This is a genomic window from Ochrobactrum sp. SSR (assembly GCF_030067775.1).
Taxonomy (GTDB): Bacteria; Pseudomonadota; Alphaproteobacteria; order Rhizobiales; family Rhizobiaceae; genus Brucella; species Brucella teleogrylli.
In genome coordinates, this window is sequence record NZ_CP125971.1 from 1,264,343 (window position 1) to 1,285,239 (window position 20,897).

The window sequence follows — 20,897 nt, forward strand, 5'->3', positions numbered from 1 at the left end:
TCCTTAGGGCCGGTCAGATCAAGAACTGCCGTTACCGCTGGCGGCGACCGCAACCTTGTCATTATTCAGGCTGAAGCTCTCGCGGGTGACAACCAGAATGATGGCCAGAATGATCGCTTCCATGATCGCGAAGGTCAGGAAAGCGCTGACAAAAGACCCACCAGAAACCTTGATGACCACGCCCATGACCCAGGGCGATATGAAGGTCGCAAGAATGGCGAAAATCTCGGCATAGCCAACCGCTGCCGTCGCCAGCTCTTCAGGATATTTTTCGCTGAGGAATGCAAAGATCGCACCGCCGCCGAAAAGGGCCACGCCGCTCAAAAGCGCCATCAGGATGAGCCAGCCGAAGCCAAGCGGTATCGCCATGCCGCCGGTGAACATTACCGCGACGAGGACGGCGAGCACGGTTCCGAACTTGATCATCCCTGTTTTGTTCAGGCGGTCGGCGGCGTAACCGCCGATGACGAGAAACACCACCTGCGACAGTCCCATCAAGGTGCCGATCAGTGCCGCATCTTCCACGGGCATCTGATGCACAGCAATATATCCGGGAATGACCCAGGTGGCGGTTCCGGCAATGGCCATCGTGCAGGCCGAAATGCCCAGGCTGCCGACGATAATCCATTTCGAGCGGAAGATGCTGGCCAGTGACGCCGTCGAGGTCTGCTGCTTTTCGGGTTCCCAGCGAAAATCCTTGAAGCCGATATGAGCCGGATTGTTGCGGGTGAAGAGCAGCACGGCAGCCGCCGTCACCAGCGTTCCGATGGCAAGAATGGCGAAGAAGGTGCGCCAGCCATAGGTGATGGAAAGCGGAATGCCAATCGCGAAGTCCAGCGTGATCGCAAGACTATAGGCCGCGAGGATCAAGCCGATCATGCTGCCGCGCCGCTTCTGCGGGAACCAGCCGATGATGAGTTTCATATTACCGAGGAAGATTGCTGCATCAAAGAAACCGATGAACAGGCGGAGGGCAATCAGCTGGGCGTAGGTCTGGACATAGACTTGCGCCACCATGCCGATGGCGGTGCAGAACAGGCCGATCAGCAACAGCGACCGCGCATTCATGCGACGGCTCAATTGCGACCAGACAATCATGCCGAGACCATAGGTCAGCGCGAATATCCCCTGCGCCAGACCGGCCTGCGCGGAATCGAGCTGAAGTGTTTCCGAAATGAACGGTATCACCGCCGCAAAGGCGTACCAGTCGGCGGCGAGAAACATCTCGCATAACAGCGCCAGCGCCAGCATGCCCCATTGCCAGCGCTTTATTCTGGATTGATCGAAGTCCGATAGGCTTTCCCATTGCATGGTCTGGTTCCCCTTATTTTTACCTGCAACTTCATGATGCTCCCAGGCGGGAGCGTGCGGTGCCCAATGCTTGAAGACGGACCTCAGACCGTCGACAGGAAATCGCGCACAAGTGTCGCCGCCGCTGGCGTCTCTTCAAACAGCAGATGGCCGGTCGCGTCGAGCGTCTCCAGACGTGCGCCACTGATCCCGCGCTTCCATTCTTCGGCATATTGCGCGGGGATAACCCGGTCTTCCTCGCCCCAGAGGATCAGGGTCGGCATATTCAGCCGGTGCAGCCACTGGCCAAGTTTTTTATTGCCGCGCCCATCGGTCGCGTGGACCCGCGCCAGCGCGCCCATTTCGCGGCCGAGCGCTGCATCGAACCGGCTATCGGGCGCAGATGGAAAATAGCGGAGCGCGACTGCCGGATCATGCGTGAGATGGGCAGGGATATCGGCTGGCGCGACTTGAAACAGATCAGGAAGAGGGATTGCCGGAAGATCGAGTCCGGCAGGTGCCGCGAGAAACAGCGCGGTGAGCCTGTCCGGCTGCCTGATCGCGTATTCGGCTGCGATCCAGCCCCCCAGCGAAAAGCCGCCAAGGCCGAACTGATCCAGCCCCAACGCATCGAAGAAATCCATGTAATGGAGCACATAATCGCCGATCTGCACGATATCGGCATCATCGTCGCTTTCACCGAAATTGGGATGAAACGGAATGATGAGCCGGTTTCGCGAAGCAATGTCGGTTAGACTGTTAAAGCCGGGAAATGTCCCGGTTCCGTGCAGAAAAACGATGTCCTTGCCTTCACCCTTCACAAGATAAGTGATGGTTTTGCCTCGGATTTCGACCGTGCGCTTTTCAAAACTGCTCGAGTAATTCAACATCTTTCCACCTTATGCCGCTGGCTTGGTGTGACTGGACCAATTGCTTTCTTATCTGGTCGACGGCGCTGTCGATCCGCTCTTCGAGGGCCGGAGGCAACAGCCCGTCCGGTTCCAGTTCCGCCGAACAGGCATAAATACCGGTTGCGACGGTTCCGGCTTCGAAAAAGCCGAATAGCGGACGCAGATGATGCTCGACGACCAATGCGTGACGATGCCCGCCGCCCACCGCGCACAGCACGGTCGGGCGACCGCGCAGCGCAAATGGATGCACGAGATCGAACACATGTTTGAAAAGACCGGGATAGCTTCCCTGATAGACCGGGCAGCCGACGATCAGAGCATCGCAATGCTCGATCTCCGAAATGAGGCTTTCGGACTGCCGGTCCAGTGCCTTGCGATTGACGGTAAACAGGTTCGGCCCGGCATGGGACAGGTCCAGATGCGTGACTGACACATCGTTTTCCGCTTCCAGCTTTGCGGCAATCGCCTGGGTTAGCCGGTGAACTTTCGTCGGGCGATCACACCCGACGAAGCTGACAATATTTCGCGTCATGGCTGGTCTCAGTTTTCGCTGATGCCGAAAACGGTCCATCGCGCATCGGGGCCGGGCAGGCCGAGCAGACCCTTGCCGCATTCCTCCACGATCTGGTCAGCGAGCAGAATATGCTGGGTGCCGGAATGGATATCGCGGTAAAAGCGCTGCATGGCCGTGTTGTGCAGCGATGCACCGCGCGCTGCACGATGCGCGAACGTCGCCACATCGGAAACGATATCATGCATATAGCGCAGCGAGAGCTTCACCATCGTCATCTGGTCGAGCGACGGAACACCGCCGGATGTGGTGGTCTGTGAGACATCTTCCCATGTTTCCATCGCAAGTGCTCGCGCCGCCCGATAGCGGGCTTCCGCATTGGCAAACTGAAACCGCAGACTGGCACTATCCGCACTCTTGCCGAATGGGTCCTGCCGCTGGCGGATGACCTTGGCGAGTTCGTCGAGTATCCGGCGACCAACACCAATAGCCCAGCTCGTATGGGTAAGGGCGCTGTAGCCCGCCAGCCCGAGATGGCCCTGCGTCTGACCGCGTTTCGGCGCGGATTGCGTGAAACTATAGACCATGGAATCCGGCACGAAGAGGTCTTCGTCGGTTGCCAGCGTGTAGTCGAAGCTGCCGGTAGCGCGCAGACCCAGCACATCCCAGTTGCCGAGCAGCTGGATTGTCGTGCGCGGGTGATGTGCGACGATGATCTGCGGTGCGCCGGTTTCGTCTTTCAGCAGCGCCTTGCCGCTCGGGTCCTTGGGATCGAGCAGGAAACAGCCGGAATGAATCCATTCCGCGTGAAAGATGGAGCTTCCATAGGCCCAGTTGCCGCGGATCATGTAGCCGCCATCAACCTTGCGGGCGAAGCCACGCGGCACGCCGTTGCCTGCAATGGTGACATCGACGCCGTCCTTGAATACATTGGCAATCCCCTCGTCGTCGAGGTAGATCGCCATGGTCGTGCCTTCCATATTGTTGACCATGGTGCACCAGCCAGACGATGCATGGGCATAGGAAAGCGCGGACATGATCTTCATGGCATCGATGGGTCGCAATTCTGCGCCGCCGACTTCCTTCGGAAACAGCATCGTGTAGAAGCCGCCCTTGCGCATTGCGTCCACGACGTCATCATGCATCCGCCCGAGTTGTTCCGCTTCTTCCGCCTTTTCTTCAATCAAAGGTAGAATGGCTTGCAGGCGATCGTTGAAGCCCTGAATGACTGCGGAATAGTTGTCGGCGGTGTGAGCCCGGTGCACGCTGGTATCCAAAACGGTTCCCCTTGATTTAGTCGTTGTAAGCGGGAATGATACGAACAAGAGCGGGAACAAACATTCCCCCCGAATGGGGGGCTTGGGAATTCGGGAGATTGAATGCCCAGGGAAATACTATCGATAGACCAACGGGTCTCTGCAGCGCTGTCTGTTGCGGAGAGCCGTAATTATGACGATTTTACAATAGCTTGCGATTATTTTGCCGCGCATGTGCTGCGCGTGCGTTCGCTTGGAATTTATTTGCTGGAGAATAATCGGCCGCGCCTTTTTCACAGCATCAACACGCCCACAGGCTTTCTTCTCGAATATCAGAACGGGCTGGCAGATTCAGATCCGATGATTGCAGCCGTGGTGCAAAATGCCAGCGCGGTTGCGGGCTCGCGATTGCCCCAGAATGCAGCAGGCAATGTGCCGCTGATGCGCACGCTGCTCTATCGATGGAATTACAATGATAACTTGTGCTGCCCGATTTATGTCGGCGGCAATATTCAGGCACTGATTTATGCCGCTGGTTTCGAGATGCATGCAACGCAGCTTGAAGAGCAGGTTTCATTGTTGTGCCGCTCGTCGGCGCTTGCCTTGCGCAACATTCAGGAAGGGCATCCGGCGAAGACGCCCGGCGCCAATCTGACCAGCCTTTCTCCGCGTCTTTCGACAGTCGCCCGGTTGCTGGCGGCTGGCAATACCAACAAGCAGATTGCACGGCATCTGGAACTTTCGCCCCATACGATAAAGGATTATGTCGATGATCTGATCAAACGTTTCGGTGTCCATAACAGAACCGAAGTGGCCGTGATGATCAACCGCATGAACGGCGGGACGAAAGCCGAGCAGGCCAGCTTTGCCTTGTCAGGACATGAACAGCGTGGCCTTCCGATAGAGCATTTCTGAGAACGCTTTTGGCGCTGTCACGGACAGAGAAATTGGAGGGCGCGCTTTAACCCTCCTCAACGAACACCTCGTCGCGTTTCTTGCGTATTGATGGAAGCAGCACGACCACGAGAACCGTTGCGGCTATGGCGAGCAGAATTGCGCTGATTGGCCGGGTGAAGAAGGTTGCCGGGTCGCCGCGTGACAGGATGATGGCGCGACGCAGATGTTCTTCCAGCAACGGTCCGAGCACGAAGCCAAGCAACAGGGGAGCCGGTTCGCAACGCAGTTTAGCCAGCAGATAGCCGATGAAGCCGAAGAAGGCGACCGCATAGAGGTCGTAGACATTAGAATTGACGCTATAAACTCCGATGGCACAGAAGGTCATGATAATGGGGAACAGCACATAATAGGGCACCGTCAAAAGCTTCACCCACAGCCCGATCAGCGGCAGATTGAGGATGATAAGCATGAGATTGCCGATCCACATCGACGCGATCACGCCCCAGAACAGGGCGGGCTGCTCTGTTGCAACATTCGGGCCCGGAACGATACCCTGAATGATCATGGCGCCGATCATCAATGCCATCACCGGATTGGCCGGAATGCCGAGCGTGAGCATGGGAATGAAGGATGTCTGTGCACCGGCATTGTTGGCGGATTCCGGTCCTGCAACGCCTGCAATCGCGCCTTTGCCGAATTCCTCTGGCGTCTTGGAGATGCGCTTTTCCACGGTGTAGGAAGAAAAGGAGGCGAGAATGGCGCCGCCACCTGGCAAGATTCCAAGTGCCGAGCCGATGACCGTTCCACGCAGGATCGGGGCGGCCATGCGTTTGAAATCGTCTCGCGTCGGCATCAGCCCCGTGACCTTCGCCATCAGCACTTCGCGCGAATGTTCGCTTTCAAGGTTGCGCTAAATTTCGGCAATGCCGAACACGCCGACCGCAACGGCTACGAAATTAAGGCCGTCGGCATATTCCGTAATACCCCGCGTGAAACGCGGCGCGCCGGTGTAGATATATCCGTACCGACAAGGCCAAGCAGAAGTCCCAGAACGACCATGGCCAAAGCTTTGATGATCGAACCATGTGCCAGCGCTACGGACGATACCAGCCCTACGACCATCAGCGAGAAATATTCCGCCGAGCCGAATTTCAGTGCGATTTCAGTCAGCGGTGGAGCGAAGACCGCCACCAGAAAGGTAGAGACTGTACCGGCGAAGAATGACCCGATTGCCGCGATTGCAAGCGCTGCACCCGCGCGCCCACGGCGCGCCATCTGGTAGCCGTCGATGGCGGTCACGGCGGATGAGGATTTGATCCGGTCGGCACACCTTATGCCGCGCCCGAAGAAGCTGGTGTTGCGATTGAAGGCAATGGTGTATGGGGCCGTATCGAAGGCGCCCATAATAGCATCGAACCGCGTTTCTCGACCTCTGGCACCGATTACGACCAGAATGTCTTCAAACTTCAGGCCGGTATTGATGGGCTGTTGACTGAAACGGAAAGCGGCAAGCTGATTGGCGGCGTCACAGTCCATTACGCCCATGGCAAAACCGACACCAATTCTGTTTATGGCGATGGTGAGATCAAGACGGACGGGTATGGCTTTGGCGGCACGCTGACCTGGTATGGCGAGAATGGCTTCTATCTGGATGGTCAGGGCCAGGTGACCTGGTACACGAGCGATCTCGACTCTATTCTTGCCCGCAGGAATCTTGCCGATGGCAATGACGGCTTCGGTTATACGCTGTCGCTGGAAAGCGGCAAGCGCATAGCCATCGATCCCGCCTGGTCGGTCACGCCGCAGGCCCAGCTGGTTTATTCCAATGTCGACTTTGATGCATTCACCGATGCATTCGGCGCACGTGTCAGCCTCGACCGGGGCGAAAGCCTGCAGGGCCGTCTCGGCCTGACGCTTGACCATGAGAACTCATGGCAGAATGACAAGGGCTTGCTCAATCGCACCCACGTCTACGGCATCGCCAATCTCTATTATGAGTTCCTTGAGGGAACCAGGGTCGATGTCCAGGGCGTGAGTTTCGCCAGCCGTAATGATCGCGTATGGGGCGGTCTGGGGATCGGCGGAACCTATAACTGGGATGATGATAAATATTCCATTTATGGCGAGGGTTTGGTCAACACCAGCCTGAATAACTTCGGCGACAGCTATTCTGTCGCGGGACAGGTGGGCCTGCGCGTGAAGTGGTAATAGGGTCGTTTTAGCCGGTCCTGAAAACCCGAACTCTGATAAAACCGCTGTCGATCCGCGATGTGATTGGCAGCGGCAACTTGTATTCGTTCAGCATCGCCAGCGCTATCAGACCGTCCCTCCGCTCATTGGATCACGGTTAGTCCGAACGTTCGCGGGTGCCCAGCGACAACTCTTTCAAGATGATTGCGCATGAGGTCGCTCCTGAATCTCACACCCCCAACGATCTTTCGCCAAGGGGTCTCGCTTTGCCAACTTTGGCCACGAGATTGCGGAAGCGCGGCCCCTTTCGGCCGCTTCAACGAGGGCCTCAATGGCCGGGACAAGTGTGTCCAGCCGAGTCTTGTCGCCGACTTTCGCCGAACCAATGGACTGAGCGCCCTCCAGACCTGCGTGCAGCATGCGGCTGAATCAGTTTGGGTCAATCTTATCGACGCCATCAGGCTTTTCCGCGAATTCGGTGAACATCACACCGTAAAGCGGTCTCATCGAGCCGAGACGATGTGGACCACCGTGAACAACGGGATTAAACTCTTGTAATTTTAAAAATACAGTTGTAAATGTGCCGAAGATCTTAATGTGCGGAGCGAAATTCATGGCGTTTCGCACATCGATTTGCGGGCAGGTGAGGTTGCCTGGCCTGATTTTGCTTAGGGAGGAATCTAATGAAAAAACTCGCTACTTTGCTGGCGCTTGCCGCCTTTGCATTGCCGACTGTCGCAATCGCGCAGGATGCGCCGGGAACGACGAAGAAGGATAGCTATCGCTTCGTCATCGTGCCGAAGGTCGTTCATCCCTGGTTCGACAAGGTTAATGATGGCGCGCAACAGGCCGCGGCAGCGCTCAAGGCGCAGACTGGCGCGAATGTTGAAATCGTTTATTCGGCTCCGCAGAGCGCGGATGTCGTACAGCAAAACCAGATCATCGACAGTGCGCTGGCAACCCGTCCTGACGGTCTGGCGCTGGATCTGCTCGACCCGTCCGGCAATCGCGCATCCCTCGAAGAAGCGCAGGGACAGAAGATTCCGCTCGTCCTGTTCGATTCCGTGCCGCCGGAAGGCATGGCTATTACCCATATCGGTTCCGACTTCTGCGAGCAGGCAAAGATCGCCGCGCGCCGTCTGGTCGAGGTGCTTGGCGGTGAAGGCGAAGTCGCGATCATGATGGGCGTGCCGACGGCGCCTAATCACTCCATCCGCGCCGATTGCCATCGTCAGGTATTCGCCGAGCATCCGGGCATCAAGGTTGTTGCTGAAGGCATCGACAATGACAGCATCGAAACCGCTCAGCAGCAGGCAGCCGCAATCATGCAGGCCAACCCAAATCTGAAGGGCTGGGTCGCATCGGATGCCGCAGGTCCGATCGGCATCGGTCAGGCTATTGTCGAAGCTGGCAAGCAGGGCAAGGTCACGCTCGTCGGTCTCGATAACCTGCCGGAAATGCTCGACATGATCCGCAACGGCGTTGCTGACAGTTCTTCGGCATCGCAGCCGGAATTGCAGGGCTACTGGTCGGTCATGGTGCTCTGGGCCCAGGCAACCGGCGCTCCGGTGCCGGGTTATATCGATACCGGCAACGCATTCCTGACCAAGGAAAACGTGGGTAACTAATCCCACCGATCACGCTACAGGAGCGCGGGGTTTCTCCGCGCTTCCTTTGTCCAATGCTGTCCAGGATGTCCCTCTATGGCTTATCTTGAAACGCGCGGCCTCGGCAGGGATTTTCCCGGTGTGACCGCTCTGGATGGGGTCGATCTCCAGGTTGAGCTCGGACGCACCCATATTCTTGCTGGCGAGAACGGCGCGGGTAAATCCACCCTCGTGAAAATTCTGACCGGGACCGATCACGCATCGCGCGGTCAGGTTCTGATCGATGGGCGCGATCCTGCGTCCGATCCGACGCTCTATAAGAATGTGGCCTATGTCCCGCAGGAACTGACTCTGTTTCCGCAGATGAGCGTAGCCGAAAACCTGTTCATGCCATTCAGCCGGACAGGTCATGGCGGTTTTTTGGTCAATCGCACGGCGTTGATGGAAGAGGCCAAGACATATCTCGACCGGTTCGGTATCGAAGCGCATCCGCATCAGCTGGTTGCCAATATATCGGTATCCGACCAGCAGCTTTTGCAAATTGCGCGGGCCTGCACCAATTCTCAAATGAAGGTTCTCATTCTGGACGAACCGACATCGTCACTGACGCGTGTCGAGGTGGAGCGCGTTTTCAAGGTTATTCGAAGCCTGCTCGATCGTGACCATGCGATTGTCTTCATCAGTCACAAGATGGATGAAGTCTTCCAGATCGGTGATGATTACACGGTCCTTCGCAATGGCACAAAGATTGAGAGCGGCAAGATCAGCGACGTGACGGAGGCGGATCTCATCCGCGCCATGTCTGGTCGCGATCTCGCGCTGGACGAGCATTTCCGACCGACGGGCGAGATCGCCGCGCCGATCATGGAAGTTCGTGGACTTTCGGGCCCGCGATTTGAAGACGTCAGCTTCGATCTGCGTAAGGGCGAAATTCTCGGTTTTGCCGGACTGGTCGGCGCTGGGCGTTCGGAAGTCATGCAAACCATCTTCGGATTTCTCAAGGCGCGCGCCGGAAGCGTGACGGTCGAAGGCAAGGATTGGGCATTGAACGATACGTCGCGTTCCGTGGCCGGCGGCATGCTCTATCTTTCGGAAGAGCGCAAGCATCACGGGATTTTCCCGCTGCTGTCGCTGCGCGAGAATATCGGTCTGTCCGTGCTTTCACTGACCAGCGGCTCGCTCGGCATCAATGACCGCCGCGAACGTAACATTGTTCAAAAAATCATCGACGATTACGGTATTCGCACCTCCGGCATGGGCAAGCGCATATCGCAACTTTCAGGCGGTAATCAGCAAAAGGCGATTATCGGGCGCGCCATGGCAACGCGGCCGCGCGTGCTGATCTTCGATGAACCGACCAAGGGCATCGATATCCGCACCAAAACCGAAATCTATCGCATCATGAAGAATCTGGCCGAGGAAGGCGTGGGCGTCATCCTGGTTTCCTCGGAACTGAACGAACTCAAGAAATGCGCAAGCCGTATCATCACGATGCACAACGGGCGCATTACCGGCGAGTACGACGCCACCGAAACCAACAACGAAACACTCGTAGGCGCGATCTTTGGAACAGAGGTAAAAGCCGATGCAAACTAAACCGCTTTCCAACTTGATACGCACGCCGCTTGCAGGCGTCTTCTTTGCCCTGCTGGTGATTTTCGTCCTGTCGGCGGTGATTTCACCTTACTTCCTCACGCCATATAACCTTTCCGTCGTGGCACGCGGATTGGCCTTTGTGGGGCTCATTACCATTGCCCAGTCCATGCTCATGGTGTTGGGAGAACTTGATCTGTCGCTTGGCGTCATTGGCGGCCTGTGCGGCGTCGTCTCCGGTATTCTGATGGTCAAATTGGGAATCGAACCATATACCGCCATGCTTTTGGCGCTGTGTTTGGGCGCTTGCCTCGGCCTGCTCAACGGCTTGCTGGTTACCGTTCTCGGCTTGCATTCGCTGGTTCTCACTATCGGTACGGCGGGTATTTTCGGCGGCGCTAATCTGGTGCTGACGCGTGGTGTCGCGATTACCGGCATACCGCGTGAGGTACAGTTTTTGGGACGTGGCGACCTCTTCGGCGTTCCGGTGCCGTTTCTGGTGATGATCGCCGCACTTCTGGTTGCAACCTTCGTAATGCTGAAAACGCCGTTCGGTCGCTATATGTATGCCATTGGCAACAGCCGCGACGGTGCACGTATGCTGGGTATCCGCGTCAACAAGGTACGCCTTCTGGTGTTCGTCGTGGCGGGCGCCATCGCGGCACTGGCCGGCGTGTTGATGGTGGCGCGTCTGGGAACGGCGCAACCGTCCATCGGCGATAGCTGGGTTCTGGCCCCGATTGCAGCCTCTGTCATTGGTGGTGTCGCCACCACGGGCGGCATCGGCAGCCCGATTGGAGCGATCCTTGGCGCGGGTATCATCGCCATCATCGAAAACATCATCGTGCTGTTTGGCGTCTCGCCGTACTGGCAGGGGATTGTGTCCGGTGCGATTGTGGTTCTCGCTATTTCCTTTGATGCAATCTCGCGCCGCTATCTGCGACGCGATGCCAACTAAATCCGCCGCTGAAGTTTGATGAGAGATACGAAAATGAATGAACAGGTCAGAACCAAAAAGCTGATTAATGCGCCGGAAAACATCATTGCGGAATTGATTGAAGGCATGGTTGGCGCTCATCCGGATATGCTGCGTGTCGAAGGCGAGACCGGACGTGCCGTAGTGGCCGTTGATGGTCCCCGCGACGGCAAGGTTGGTATCGTTGTGGGTGGGGGCTCGGGACATGAGCCTGCCTTTGCCGGGTACGTCGGTCGCGGACTGGCCGATGCCGCGGCGGTTGGAAATATTTTTGCCTCGCCATCGCCATCGCATATTGCCGAAGCGGCGCGCGCGGCGGATGGTGGTGTCGGTGTTCTCATGCTGTACGGCAATTACACCGGCGATGTGCTCAACTTCACAATGGCAGCGGAAGAGCTGGCGCAAAGCGGAATGGATGTGCGCCATGTGGCTGTTGCCGACGATGTGGCCTCCGCACCGCTTGAACGGAAGACGGAACGGCGCGGCATTGCGGGTGATTTCTTCGTATTCAAGGTTGCAGGCGCTGCCGCGGATCTCGGTGAACCTCTGGCGCGCGTTGAAGCATTTGCGCAGGCGGCGAACGAAGCGACACGCTCGATGGGTGTTGCGCTGAGCCCATGTTCCTTGCCACAGACCGGCAAGCCGAATTTCACCATCGGCGACGAGGATATGGAAATCGGCATGGGGCTGCATGGCGAGCCGGGTATCCGTCGCGAAAAACTTGCGCCTGCCGATGCTGTTACTGACGAATTGATGGCGTCCATACTGGAGGAACTGGCTCTCAAGCGTGGTGACCGTGTTGCGGTTCTGGTCAACGGACTTGGTGCGACATCGCAGATCGAGCTCTATCTGGTTTTCCGCCGCGTCAAGCAGTTGCTGGATGGCAAGGGCGTGAGCATCCACGCGTCCTGGGTGGGCGAATATGCAACATCGCTCGAAATGGCTGGCGCTTCCATTACGCTGATGAAGCTCGACGATACATTGCAGGCGCTGCTCGACCATCCGTGTCATACGCCTGCGGTGACGGTCGGTGCCGTGCAGCCCAAGGAGCGTCTGGCCAGTCGCAGCCATAAGGTGGAGCATGCCGCAGAAACTCGCGATCCTGCCCAAGACGCGCCGCGTGAGTTGATCAAGGATGGTGATGTGACGCCAGCCATTTTCAAGATCATGATGGCCAATGTCGGCGAGCAAATCATCGCCGAGAAAAACTGGCTATCGGAGCTGGACGGCGTTATCGGCGACGGCGATCATGGCATCACGATGGAAATCGGCTGGAAGGCAGTGCAGCACGCGCTGGAAGACGCGCCGGAAGACGAAACCATCGAAGCCATCTGCAAGCGCATGGCCAAGGCGTTTCTCGATGCAGTGGGCGCATCCTCGGGGCCGCTCTACGCGACGGCATTCCTGCGCGCTGGTACTGCGGTCAGCAACCGGTTGAATCTTGATGGTGCGGGCATGGCCGATTGGCTGGCAGCGGCGTGTCAGGGCATTCGCGATCGTGGTCGCGCGGAACCGGGCGACAAGACCATGATCGATGCATGGGTTCCGGCTGTCGCTGCCGCTGCGGAGGCCGTAAAGCAGGGCCGCTCGACGCTGGATGTCCTCCTTGCGGCCCGCAAGGGTGCAGAGGCTGGTATGCAATCGACGGCTGCCATGGAATCGCGTCGCGGTCGTTCCGCAAAACTCGGTGAGCGTTCCGTTGGCCATATCGACCCCGGCGCAGCATCGACATTTGTGACGCTGCGCGCCATGACGGAAGCCTTGCAGAGCACCGCGAAGAAATAAGCAATTGCTTGCAGGGGTTGCTTAACGCGGCCCCTGCAACAAAGCCCGGGCGACGCCTTCATTGGTGACGAGGCGATTGACATATCCGCCGCGCAATATGGCGCGGATGATTGGAATTTTATTGAGACCACCAGAAACAAGAACCGAGACGGGTTTGAGTTTCAGCTTGTCCGGCGGCAGAGCGATAATTGAATCATTGAGAAAATGTTCGATCGGTCGTCCCCGAGCGTCGAGAAAGCAGCCCATGAATTCTCCGACTGCGCCAAGTTTCAGCACCGTATCGAGATTATCTTTGACAACCCGGATATGTGTCAGCGACGTTTCTTGCGTCAGCGGGCCGCACGAAACAAGCCCGATATCGGCAATCTCAGTTCTGGCCAGAACATCGGTCAGCTCATCATTGAGCAGCAGCGCATTGCGGCTTTCCGGGTTTGCGCAATAGATCGGCGCGGTCAGGTAGTGACATTCCACGCCCAATGCGCGGGCAAAATCCGTTGCCACTTCGAACGTGTTTGTCGCTGAACCGCTGGTGACGCCGCCTGTTAATCCGACAACCCAGCTCTCGGGCTTGGGACGCAGATGGAGCCTGCGAACCGCAAAGCTCAAGGTTCTGCCAGAGCCGATCCCGACGCCCATGTCGCGCCCTTCAATCAGTTCCGACGCCATTGTGCCTGCGGCTTCGCCGATAACCCGCTTCTGCTCGATATAATCGTTGAGATCGGGCACGACGACCGCCTCGACCAGATCGTATCGCGCCGCAACCTTCTCAGCCAGTTCAATGCAGTCGGTCAATGGCAGGTTGACGTTGACCTGCACCTGTCCCGACTCGCGCACATGCCCGATGATCTTGTTGACCTTGAGCCGGGTGATGTTCATCCGCTGTGCAATTTCTTGCTGGGTCTGCCCACCGATAAAATAGAGCCAGGCAACGCGCGCGCGCTCCAGCTCGTCATCCAGCGATCCGAAATCCTCGTTCATTTCCGTGCCTTGCACATTGCGCGCGCCTTCAGCTGCAATCTATCTCGAAACAGTATCTCCACTCATAGCAGGCATATCAATGCTGGCAACCGGCCAGTTTCGCAAAGGCAGGACGCTTGTTCAGGCATGGAATGGAACATGACTTCTTTCAAAGGCGGTATCGGGCGCAATGAGGCGGCGAATCGCTTTGCAACATGATGCGGCCCGGAATCTCCGGAAAGGAGCGGTGTCGCCGAAACATAATGATTACAAGGAGATGGCTAATTGCCAACGATCACGAAATAAAAAAATTGAACACAAAATCACATTTAAATCGTTATAATGTTATAGCCACGTTGTTAATATCTCAGGATGATGTTAGTGGGCTCAGGCCTGCTGACCTTTCTCACGAATATGCGTGCGGCAGGCAAAAAATCAGTGATTGGCAAGGAGGTTGCCGCCATGAATTTCGGCTCGCCCTTATCCGACATGCTGCAACTGGCAAACTGCATCGGAGAGAAAGTGATTGGCACGAACTGCTTCGGCGCTTCCGCGTCGATGCTCGGCGAAATTTCTTCTGGAGCAAGGTGAATAATAATGGCTGGCAATTTTGCGCCGCTGGTTCTGGCTGGCGATAATGACCGCGTCGAGGCTGATACCGTTGGAGACTATCTCGATGGCTGGGCAGGGCAAGACGTTCTGCGACTGGCGACAGCCAATGCGATCAAGGCCATTCTCGCGGGGTCGAGCAGGCTCGCTGGGCGCATTGCACTCGGTTCGTTGCCGGGTGATCCGGGAAAGCTTGTTGGCGTCAACAGCGATCAGGATCAGCAGAAAAGCATCGATGTCGGTTCGCACAATCTGTTTGTTGATTTGCTGATCGAAGCGGGTGCGGCCTCCGTTTTATCGGAAGAAGCCGATCTGCCCGTGGCAGGCAAGGCTGATGGTCTGATTGCGGTTGCCATCGACCCGCTGGACGGTTCCGGCAATGTTGGTCTCGGCGCGCCGCTTGGCACGATTTTCTCGTTCTTCCCCGCTGATACGGACGAACCCTTCCTGCAGCCGGGCAACAGGCAGATTGCAGCAGGATATGTATCCTACGGCAATTCTGTCGATCTCTGCTTTTCGGTTGGCGATGGCGTGATTTTCGCCACCTTCGATCCGGCGAGCGAACTATTCCAGATTACGCGCCGCAACGTGACTCTGCCGGAACGCGCGTCGGATATTGCGTTCAATGCATCCGTTCAGCGGCATCTTTCTGCGGGCATGCAGGCCTATGTGAATGACGTCTTCCTCGGTAAGGACGGGCCGCGCGGTCGCAATTTCAACATGCGCTGGCTCGGCGCGGCCGTTGGCGACATGCATCGCATCATGCAGCGCGGTGGCCTCTTCTTCTATGTGGATGATCGCCGTGCGGGCTACGAAAAGGGCCGCCTGCGGCTCGTTTATGAAGCAAATCCGATCGCTTTCCTTTGCCGGGAAGCAGGCGGAAAAGCAACCAACGGTTCGACCGCTATTCTTGATATTCTGCCGCAATCCTACCATGAGCGAAGCGCGCTCGTGTTTGGCGTTGCTGAAGAGGTGGATGTTCTGGGTGAATATTACGCGCGTGAGCGCATCTGACCGCGACTGGTAGGGAGACTGAAAAATGGCACGCATCACACTGCGTCAATTGCTCGATCATGCAGCCGAAAAAGGCTATGGCGTTCCGGCATTCAACATCAACAATATGGAGCAGGCGCTGGCGATCATGGAAGCGGCAAATGCCGTCGATGCGCCGGTTATCTTGCAGGCATCCCGCGGTGCGCGTTCTTATGCCAATGATATCATGCTCCGCCACATGATGGATGCAGTGACGGAAATCTATCCGCATATTCCGGTTTGCGTCCATCTCGATCACGGCAATGAAGCTGCTACCTGCATGACGGCCATCCAGGCCGGGTTCACCTCGGTGATGATGGACGGCTCGCTTAAAGCTGACGGCAAGACGCCTGCCGATTGGGACTATAACGTCTCGGTCACCCGCCGCGTCAGCGAAATGTCGCATCTCGGCGGTATTTCGGTGGAAGGTGAACTGGGTGTTCTCGGTTCGCTGGAAACCGGCATGGGTGATGCGGAAGACGGCCACGGCGCGGAAGGCAAGCTCTCGCACGATCAGCTTCTGACCGATCCGGATGAAGCGGTGAAATTCGTCCGCGAAACCAAGGTCGATGCACTGGCAATTGCCATGGGCACCTCGCACGGCGCATATAAGTTCAGCCGCAAGCCGGACGGTTCCGTGCTGGCCATGAATGTGATCGAAGAAATTCATCGCAAGCTGCCGAACACGCATCTTGTCATGCATGGTTCGTCGTCTGTGCCGGAAGACCTTCAGGAAATCATCAACAAGTTCGGCGGCAAGATGAAGCCGACCTGGGGTGTGCCGGTCGAGGAAATCCAGCGCGGCATCAAGCACGGTGTGCGCAAGATCAATATCGACACGGATAACCGCATGGCAATGACCGGCCAGATCCGCCGCATCCTGCAGGAAGACCCAAGCGAGTTCGACCCGCGCAAATATCTGAAGCCAGCGATGGCCGCGATGACCAAGCTTTGCAAGGATCGTTTCGAGCAGTTCGGCACCGCCGGACATGCATCTTCGATCCGTCCGATCCCGCTAGCCGATATGGCGAAGCGCTATCTTGATGGTTCTCTCGATCCGAAATTCAGCTAAGCTTTTAGCTTGCTGTAAAAATAAAAGCGGACGGTTTCCCGTCCGCTTTTTTTGTCATGTTCTGACGAATAAATCAGCACTTGTTGTACTTGGCGTCGACATCGTTGATGGCGTTCACGTTTCCAGCCGAGCGACCGTTTTCGTCAAAGGTCTGGGCGAGGAATGCATCGGCGATGGTCTTGGCGACTTCCGATCCGATCACGCGCGCGCCCATGGTGATGATCTGGGCGTTGTTCGACAAGGCGGCGCGTTCAGCCGAATAGGTGTCATGCGTCAGCGCTGCGCGAATGCCGGGAACCTTGTTGGCCGCGATGCAGACGCCGATACCGGTGCCACAGACGAGAATGGCGCGGTCATAGGTGCCGTTCAGAACAGCCGATGCAACGCGGTCGGAAAGATTGGCGTAGAACGCGTCGGCGCCAGCCTCGGTGCGCGAGATTTCCGAAACCTCGAAACGGTCCTTGAGGTGGTCGGCGAGAACCTTGGCCAGACCTTCGCCAGCGCTGTCTCCTGCTACTGCAATTTTCATGATCTCACTCCTTAACTAGTCTGAATTCTCAATTCACTTGAATCTTGGCTGCGCATTTGGCCAGAATGTCGAGATAGCCCTCGACGTTCCAGGCGGAGCGTCCGATGAAGAGGCCATCAATATGCGGGCAGGCGATCAGTTCTTCGCAGTTGCCGGGATTGACTGAGCCGCCGTAAAGGCAGGGAACGCGGCGACCGACAATGCCTTCAGCGACGGCGATAATTTCTGCCTGTCGGGCATCGGCATAGTCGGCGGAAGCGGGAATGCCGTTTTCGCCGATGGCCCAGACGGGCTCATAAGCGAACAGGATTTCGGCCTGCTTTTGCTCGTCCGACAATTTGGACAGCGCGCCGCGCACTTCTTCCGCGAGAACCTCTGCCGCCCGACCGCTTTCACGGTCCTCCAAGGTCTCGCCGATGCAGATCAGCGGGATCAGCCCGTGGCGCACCGCAGCTTCAACCTTGAGGCCAACAGTCTCGTTGGTCTCGCCGAAATGCTCGCGCCGCTCGGAATGGCCGAGTTCCACAATGTCGAGATTGCAGTCTTTGAGCATCAGCGGAGAAATTTCACCGGTCCATGCGCCTTTATCAGCCCAATGCATGTTTTGTGCGCCGACCTTTACGGATGTGTCGGACAGGATTTCCTTCACTTCGCGCACAGCCGTGAACGGTGGAATGATGAAACGCTGAATATCAGCAGATCGTTCGCCGTCAGCGGCCTTCAGCGCGTCGGCAAAGGCCCGCGCTTCCGCCAGCGTCTTGTTCATTTTCCAGCTCGTTCCAACCCAAAATCTGGCCATGCCCAAATGCTCTTTCCTAGTCTGCTATTGTCAGTTTGATCCCAGCCTGTTCCAGCTCGGCTGTGATTTCGCGGCCAGGGGATGTATCGGTGATGATGGCATCGAAATCGGCGAGGTCGGCCATGACATGTAACGCGGGACGCCCGAAGCGCTGATGATTGACCAGAAGGCAGGTGCGTGTCGCCGAAGCGGTCATTGCGCGTTTGGTGCGCACAACATTTTCGTCCATATGGTAGACGAGCCTGCCATTGACGGCGGGTGTCGAAATGAACGCGATGTCGGCACTCAGATGCGACAGTGCCTCTTCCGTCAGCAGGCCGAAAAAAGCGTTGAACTTGGGCGAGAAAACACCGCCGAGAGCAATGAGATTGATCCCGCTTTCGCCTTTCAGCTCATCGATGATGACCGCGTTATTGGTGATGACGGTCAGCGGCCGCTTTTCGGGAAAAAGCCCGCCCAGAACCGCAGCCGTGGAACCGTCATTGATCATGACGGTCATGCCCGGCTCGATCAGTTCTAGTGCCGCTCTGGCCATCTGAAGCTTGGCTTCATTGTCCTGGCGCACGCGAAATCGAAAATCGCTTTCGAATTGCGAGCCTGCATCCATTGTCGCGCCGCCACGAACCTTGCGCAAAACACCAGATTCTTCCAGCGAATCCAGATCGCGATGGATTGTCATTTTGGACACGGCAAAGCGATCCGACAGATCGTCAAGATCGACGGACTGATTTTCAATCAGTAAATTTATGATCGCCTGTCTTCTGTCGTCGCGCTTCACGCTTGTGTCCGATCTGTCTCGCGAAACATTCAACGACGATAAATCACAAAATCACAAAAAAATCTACAATAAATGTGATTTTGTGACATTTTCACGTTCGCTATTCGACGAGGAATTTGGCTGTGCGCTCATCGGTGATCAGCCCGTAAAGACGCCCGCTTTTCAGGACTGCTCGAATGGCTTCGGCTTTCGGCAAGCCGCCCGCAAGGGCGATAATGCGGCTCATATCCGCGTTTTCAACCGACGCGGCGATGGTGCGTGCGGTGAGACCGGTTTCCAGTCGCTTGCCATTAGCATCGAAGAAATGTCCGAGCATTTCGCCGACGCCACCGAGATAGGCGATTTCTTCGACTTCGGCGAGTTCGATCATGCCGGATGTCACGAGTTGCGCCTGCGAATCCACAGTGCCGATCCCGACTATTTTCAATTCTGCCCGGCATCCCATATCGAAAACAGTGGTGACGCCGCGCTGGGCAAGCAGCACTTCGCGATCTTCAGCCGTGTTGGCGAAGAACGGCACCGGCATCACATAAGCGGGCATGCCGGTTTTTCCGCGATGCGATGCATCACGTCATGGGGATTGGCGGCGAAATTGCGTGTAAGGCCGCCGAGAAGCGAGACAAAGCGCAAATCATTTGCCACAACGCGCGGCATATAGTTGACCGCAGCCGACAGGGTGCGGCCATGGCCGATACCGATTACCTCATGGTCGCCATGTTCGATTTCGCGGCGAAGAAAATCCGCGCCCGCGTGGCCAAGCGCGGTGAGGGGCAGGCCTTCCTCACCGATATCGGGTACGACTTCGCAATAATCGAGATCGTATCGATCTGCGAGACGGTTCTCCAGATCGATACACTCGGTAATGTCGCCGTCGATGGTGACCTTGACGGCACCATCCGCAACCGCCTTGGCGATGAGACGATGCGCCTTCACGGAAGGTAGCCCGAGGCGCTTGGCAACAGCCGACTGGGTCATGCCTGCAACAAAGTGGAGCCAGGCTGCACGAAGGGCGAGGGAATCGTCTGCATCTGCCATTTCGAGCTGTCCGGTCCCTTCGCAGGTCAGGCGCGTTTTAATCTGATCTTATCAGAGGCGCGCGCCTTAAGGTTTTTCACTTGAAGCATTATCCTGTCGAACGTCGTGGTGCTTCGGTCGGATTCTGGCGTTCTTTATATCTTCAAATCCTTGACGCCGGTGTCAATGTGCGGGGCCCAGAAAGCCACACTTTCCGCAATCTGCGGAATGACTTCGCGGTCGTTCGGTTCGCGTTCCTTGAATGAAAGTTCAAGGCAGATTTCATTGTCTTGGGCACCGCCCTCGGCGAAAGCCTTCAGCAAAGGTTCCGGCTGAATGCGACCCTTGGCGTTGAAGGCCGCGGTGAACGGACGATGGCCGCCCTTATCCATCAGGCTCTGCTTGATGTGGATGATCGGCGAAACTTTTGGCACCGCGCGTGCCCAGGCATAGGGGTCAAAGTCGTCCGGATTGGCCGATGTGACATCGCCGTGGTCGATATCCGCCATCATCCACATCGGGATCGTCATATGTGCAGCGGTCAGGCGATCCTGAAGTTTCATGCATTCGGCGATGGTTTCGCCGAATTCCCGACCGATACTCATCGGCTCCCAGAACACATAATCCAAACCGGCACCGGCTGCATGGTCGGCCACTTCCGCCCAGCAGTCGATTGCAATGTCTATAAGCTCCTCGCGACGCGCGGGATTGTCAAAGTCTTTATAGGTGAAGATCGCAAACTGTGTGCCGACCGATTTGCCGCCAAGGTCGCCGATAATATCGGCAAAGGTCTTGAACCAATCGACATAATAGCGACGCACTTCGCTGTCGGGATGGCCGAAGTGATTGAGGCGACCATAGGGCCCTGTCATGCCCGATGTTACGCGAACGCCTGTTCGCTGCAGGGCTTTGTCCATCGTGCGCGTCAGGCGACGGATCGTGGAGGCCTGCCAGCTGGGATTGATGAATTCATGGGTCAGCTGAAGATCGCGCAGGCGGAGATCGCGGGCCACTGTTTCGATTAGATCATCAGGCTCGGCAAAGCGATTGACCAGCGGGTTGGTGTTCAAAGAGAGCGTAAGGGCCATGTC

Annotated in this window: 17 protein-coding genes and 4 pseudogenes; 9 read left to right on the forward strand and 12 right to left on the reverse strand. The window is 57.0% G+C overall.

The features are described from left to right. Positions 1-18: 18 nt before the first annotated feature. From QLQ11_RS23440 to QLQ11_RS23455, 4 genes are all read right to left on the reverse strand, one after another. Positions 19-1,311, reverse strand: a complete 1,293-nt coding sequence (locus tag QLQ11_RS23440; RefSeq protein WP_121538970.1) for a nitrate/nitrite transporter — start codon at positions 1,309-1,311, stop codon at positions 19-21. A gap of 83 nt (positions 1,312-1,394) precedes the next feature. Beyond that, positions 1,395-2,180, reverse strand: coding sequence for an alpha/beta fold hydrolase (locus QLQ11_RS23445; RefSeq protein WP_121538969.1), 786 nt, complete (start codon positions 2,178-2,180; stop codon positions 1,395-1,397). Next, positions 2,155-2,733, reverse strand: coding sequence for an NAD(P)H-dependent oxidoreductase (locus tag QLQ11_RS23450; protein WP_121538994.1), 579 nt, complete (start codon positions 2,731-2,733; stop codon positions 2,155-2,157). The genes QLQ11_RS23445 and QLQ11_RS23450 overlap by 26 nt, the downstream gene beginning before the upstream one ends. 8 nt (positions 2,734-2,741) lie before the next feature. Beyond that, positions 2,742-3,977, reverse strand: a complete 1,236-nt coding sequence (locus QLQ11_RS23455) for an acyl-CoA dehydrogenase family protein (RefSeq protein ID WP_235859010.1) — start codon at positions 3,975-3,977, stop codon at positions 2,742-2,744. A 114-nt stretch (positions 3,978-4,091) separates the two neighbouring features. On the opposite strand from QLQ11_RS23455, the gene QLQ11_RS23460 reads away from it, so the two are divergent. Beyond that, on the forward strand, positions 4,092-4,883 hold the full coding sequence (locus QLQ11_RS23460; RefSeq protein WP_210261492.1) for a LuxR family transcriptional regulator: 792 nt from the start codon (positions 4,092-4,094) through the stop codon (positions 4,881-4,883). Between the two features lie 46 nt (positions 4,884-4,929). Here the strand turns inward: QLQ11_RS23460 and QLQ11_RS23465 are convergent. Then, positions 4,930-6,179, reverse strand: a pseudogene (locus QLQ11_RS23465) (tripartite tricarboxylate transporter permease); the annotation flags it as partial. Between QLQ11_RS23465 and QLQ11_RS23470 the strand changes: the two are divergent. Next, positions 6,174-7,073 (forward strand): annotated as a pseudogene (locus tag QLQ11_RS23470) (autotransporter outer membrane beta-barrel domain-containing protein); the annotation flags it as partial. The pseudogenes QLQ11_RS23465 and QLQ11_RS23470 overlap by 6 nt on opposite strands. Before the next feature lie 139 nt (positions 7,074-7,212). Here QLQ11_RS23470 and QLQ11_RS23475 read toward each other — a convergent pair. Beyond that, positions 7,213-7,568: pseudogene (locus tag QLQ11_RS23475) on the reverse strand (dihydroxyacetone kinase subunit L); the annotation flags it as partial. A 170-nt stretch (positions 7,569-7,738) separates the two neighbouring features. On the opposite strand from QLQ11_RS23475, the gene QLQ11_RS23480 reads away from it, so the two are divergent. From QLQ11_RS23480 to dhaL, 4 genes are all read left to right on the forward strand, one after another. Continuing rightward, positions 7,739-8,683: a substrate-binding domain-containing protein gene (locus tag QLQ11_RS23480; protein ID WP_283735316.1), complete on the forward strand. Its 945-nt coding sequence runs from the start codon at positions 7,739-7,741 to the stop codon at positions 8,681-8,683. A gap of 75 nt (positions 8,684-8,758) precedes the next feature. After that, positions 8,759-10,258, forward strand: a complete 1,500-nt coding sequence (locus QLQ11_RS23485; protein WP_121538967.1) for a sugar ABC transporter ATP-binding protein — start codon at positions 8,759-8,761, stop codon at positions 10,256-10,258. Then, a complete protein-coding gene (locus QLQ11_RS23490; protein ID WP_283735315.1) occupies positions 10,248-11,213 on the forward strand; it encodes an ABC transporter permease in 966 nt (321 codons plus the stop codon). The genes QLQ11_RS23485 and QLQ11_RS23490 overlap by 11 nt, the downstream gene beginning before the upstream one ends. Positions 11,214-11,246: 33 nt before the next feature. Next, complete coding sequence (dhaL, locus tag QLQ11_RS23495) at positions 11,247-13,016, forward strand: dihydroxyacetone kinase subunit DhaL (RefSeq protein ID WP_124916054.1); 1,770 nt, start codon at positions 11,247-11,249, stop codon at positions 13,014-13,016. Between the two features lie 21 nt (positions 13,017-13,037). On the opposite strand, the gene QLQ11_RS23500 is transcribed toward dhaL, so the two are convergent. Next, positions 13,038-13,994 carry a sugar-binding transcriptional regulator gene (locus QLQ11_RS23500; RefSeq protein ID WP_109366406.1) on the reverse strand — a complete coding sequence of 319 codons (957 nt, stop codon included), beginning with the start codon at positions 13,992-13,994 and terminating at the stop codon, positions 13,038-13,040. 360 nt (positions 13,995-14,354) lie between these two features. Here QLQ11_RS23500 and QLQ11_RS23505 point away from each other — a divergent pair, with 360 nt between their 5' ends. Genes QLQ11_RS23505 through fba form a run of 3 tightly spaced genes read left to right on the forward strand, consistent with a single transcriptional unit; the run spans position 14,355 to position 16,686 of the window. Continuing rightward, complete coding sequence (locus QLQ11_RS23505) at positions 14,355-14,564, forward strand: hypothetical protein (protein ID WP_121538964.1); 210 nt, start codon at positions 14,355-14,357, stop codon at positions 14,562-14,564. Beyond that, the gene (locus QLQ11_RS23510; RefSeq protein ID WP_283735751.1) at positions 14,565-15,596 is read left to right on the forward strand and encodes a class 1 fructose-bisphosphatase; all 1,032 of its coding nucleotides are present in this window, start codon (positions 14,565-14,567) and stop codon (positions 15,594-15,596) included. It begins immediately after the preceding gene. A 25-nt stretch (positions 15,597-15,621) separates the two neighbouring features. Further along, complete coding sequence (gene fba, locus QLQ11_RS23515; protein ID WP_109365861.1) at positions 15,622-16,686, forward strand: class II fructose-bisphosphate aldolase; 1,065 nt, start codon at positions 15,622-15,624, stop codon at positions 16,684-16,686. Between the two features lie 73 nt (positions 16,687-16,759). Here the strand turns inward: fba and QLQ11_RS23520 are convergent, their stop codons facing one another. From QLQ11_RS23520 to QLQ11_RS23540, 5 genes and pseudogenes are all read right to left on the reverse strand, one after another. Beyond that, positions 16,760-17,215: an RpiB/LacA/LacB family sugar-phosphate isomerase gene (locus tag QLQ11_RS23520; protein ID WP_121538962.1), complete on the reverse strand. Its 456-nt coding sequence runs from the start codon at positions 17,213-17,215 to the stop codon at positions 16,760-16,762. Positions 17,216-17,243: 28 nt separating this feature from the next. Continuing rightward, positions 17,244-18,014 carry a triose-phosphate isomerase gene (locus QLQ11_RS23525; RefSeq protein WP_124916037.1) on the reverse strand — a complete coding sequence of 257 codons (771 nt, stop codon included), beginning with the start codon at positions 18,012-18,014 and terminating at the stop codon, positions 17,244-17,246. A 16-nt stretch (positions 18,015-18,030) separates the two neighbouring features. Next, entirely contained in the window at positions 18,031-18,792 is a 762-nt protein-coding gene (locus QLQ11_RS23530; RefSeq protein ID WP_109365864.1) for a DeoR/GlpR family DNA-binding transcription regulator, read from the reverse strand. 100 nt (positions 18,793-18,892) lie between these two features. Continuing rightward, positions 18,893-19,827 (reverse strand): annotated as a pseudogene (locus QLQ11_RS23535) (sugar-binding transcriptional regulator). Between the two features lie 134 nt (positions 19,828-19,961). Further along, positions 19,962-20,894, reverse strand: coding sequence for a TIM barrel protein (locus QLQ11_RS23540; RefSeq protein ID WP_121538960.1), 933 nt, complete (start codon positions 20,892-20,894; stop codon positions 19,962-19,964). Positions 20,895-20,897: the final 3 nt, after the last annotated feature.

Bases quoted from the DNA above. Each gene is read 5' to 3' on its own strand.
- QLQ11_RS23440 (WP_121538970.1), bottom strand. From the start codon at position 1,311: ATGCAATGGGAAAGCCTATCGGACTTCGATCAATCCAGAATAAAGCGC.
- QLQ11_RS23445 (WP_121538969.1), bottom strand. From the start codon at position 2,180: ATGTTGAATTACTCGAGCAGTTTTGAAAAGCGCACGGTCGAAATCCGA.
- QLQ11_RS23450 (WP_121538994.1), bottom strand. From the start codon at position 2,733: ATGACGCGAAATATTGTCAGCTTCGTCGGGTGTGATCGCCCGACGAAA.
- QLQ11_RS23460 (WP_210261492.1), top strand. From the start codon at position 4,092: ATGCCCAGGGAAATACTATCGATAGACCAACGGGTCTCTGCAGCGCTG.
- QLQ11_RS23480 (WP_283735316.1), top strand. From the start codon at position 7,739: ATGAAAAAACTCGCTACTTTGCTGGCGCTTGCCGCCTTTGCATTGCCG.
- QLQ11_RS23485 (WP_121538967.1), top strand. From the start codon at position 8,759: ATGGCTTATCTTGAAACGCGCGGCCTCGGCAGGGATTTTCCCGGTGTG.
- QLQ11_RS23490 (WP_283735315.1), top strand. From the start codon at position 10,248: ATGCAAACTAAACCGCTTTCCAACTTGATACGCACGCCGCTTGCAGGC.
- dhaL (WP_124916054.1), top strand. From the start codon at position 11,247: ATGAATGAACAGGTCAGAACCAAAAAGCTGATTAATGCGCCGGAAAAC.
- QLQ11_RS23500 (WP_109366406.1), bottom strand. From the start codon at position 13,994: ATGAACGAGGATTTCGGATCGCTGGATGACGAGCTGGAGCGCGCGCGC.
- fba (WP_109365861.1), top strand. From the start codon at position 15,622: ATGGCACGCATCACACTGCGTCAATTGCTCGATCATGCAGCCGAAAAA.
- QLQ11_RS23520 (WP_121538962.1), bottom strand. From the start codon at position 17,215: ATGAAAATTGCAGTAGCAGGAGACAGCGCTGGCGAAGGTCTGGCCAAG.
- QLQ11_RS23525 (WP_124916037.1), bottom strand. From the start codon at position 18,014: ATGGCCAGATTTTGGGTTGGAACGAGCTGGAAAATGAACAAGACGCTG.
- QLQ11_RS23540 (WP_121538960.1), bottom strand. From the start codon at position 20,894: ATGGCCCTTACGCTCTCTTTGAACACCAACCCGCTGGTCAATCGCTTT.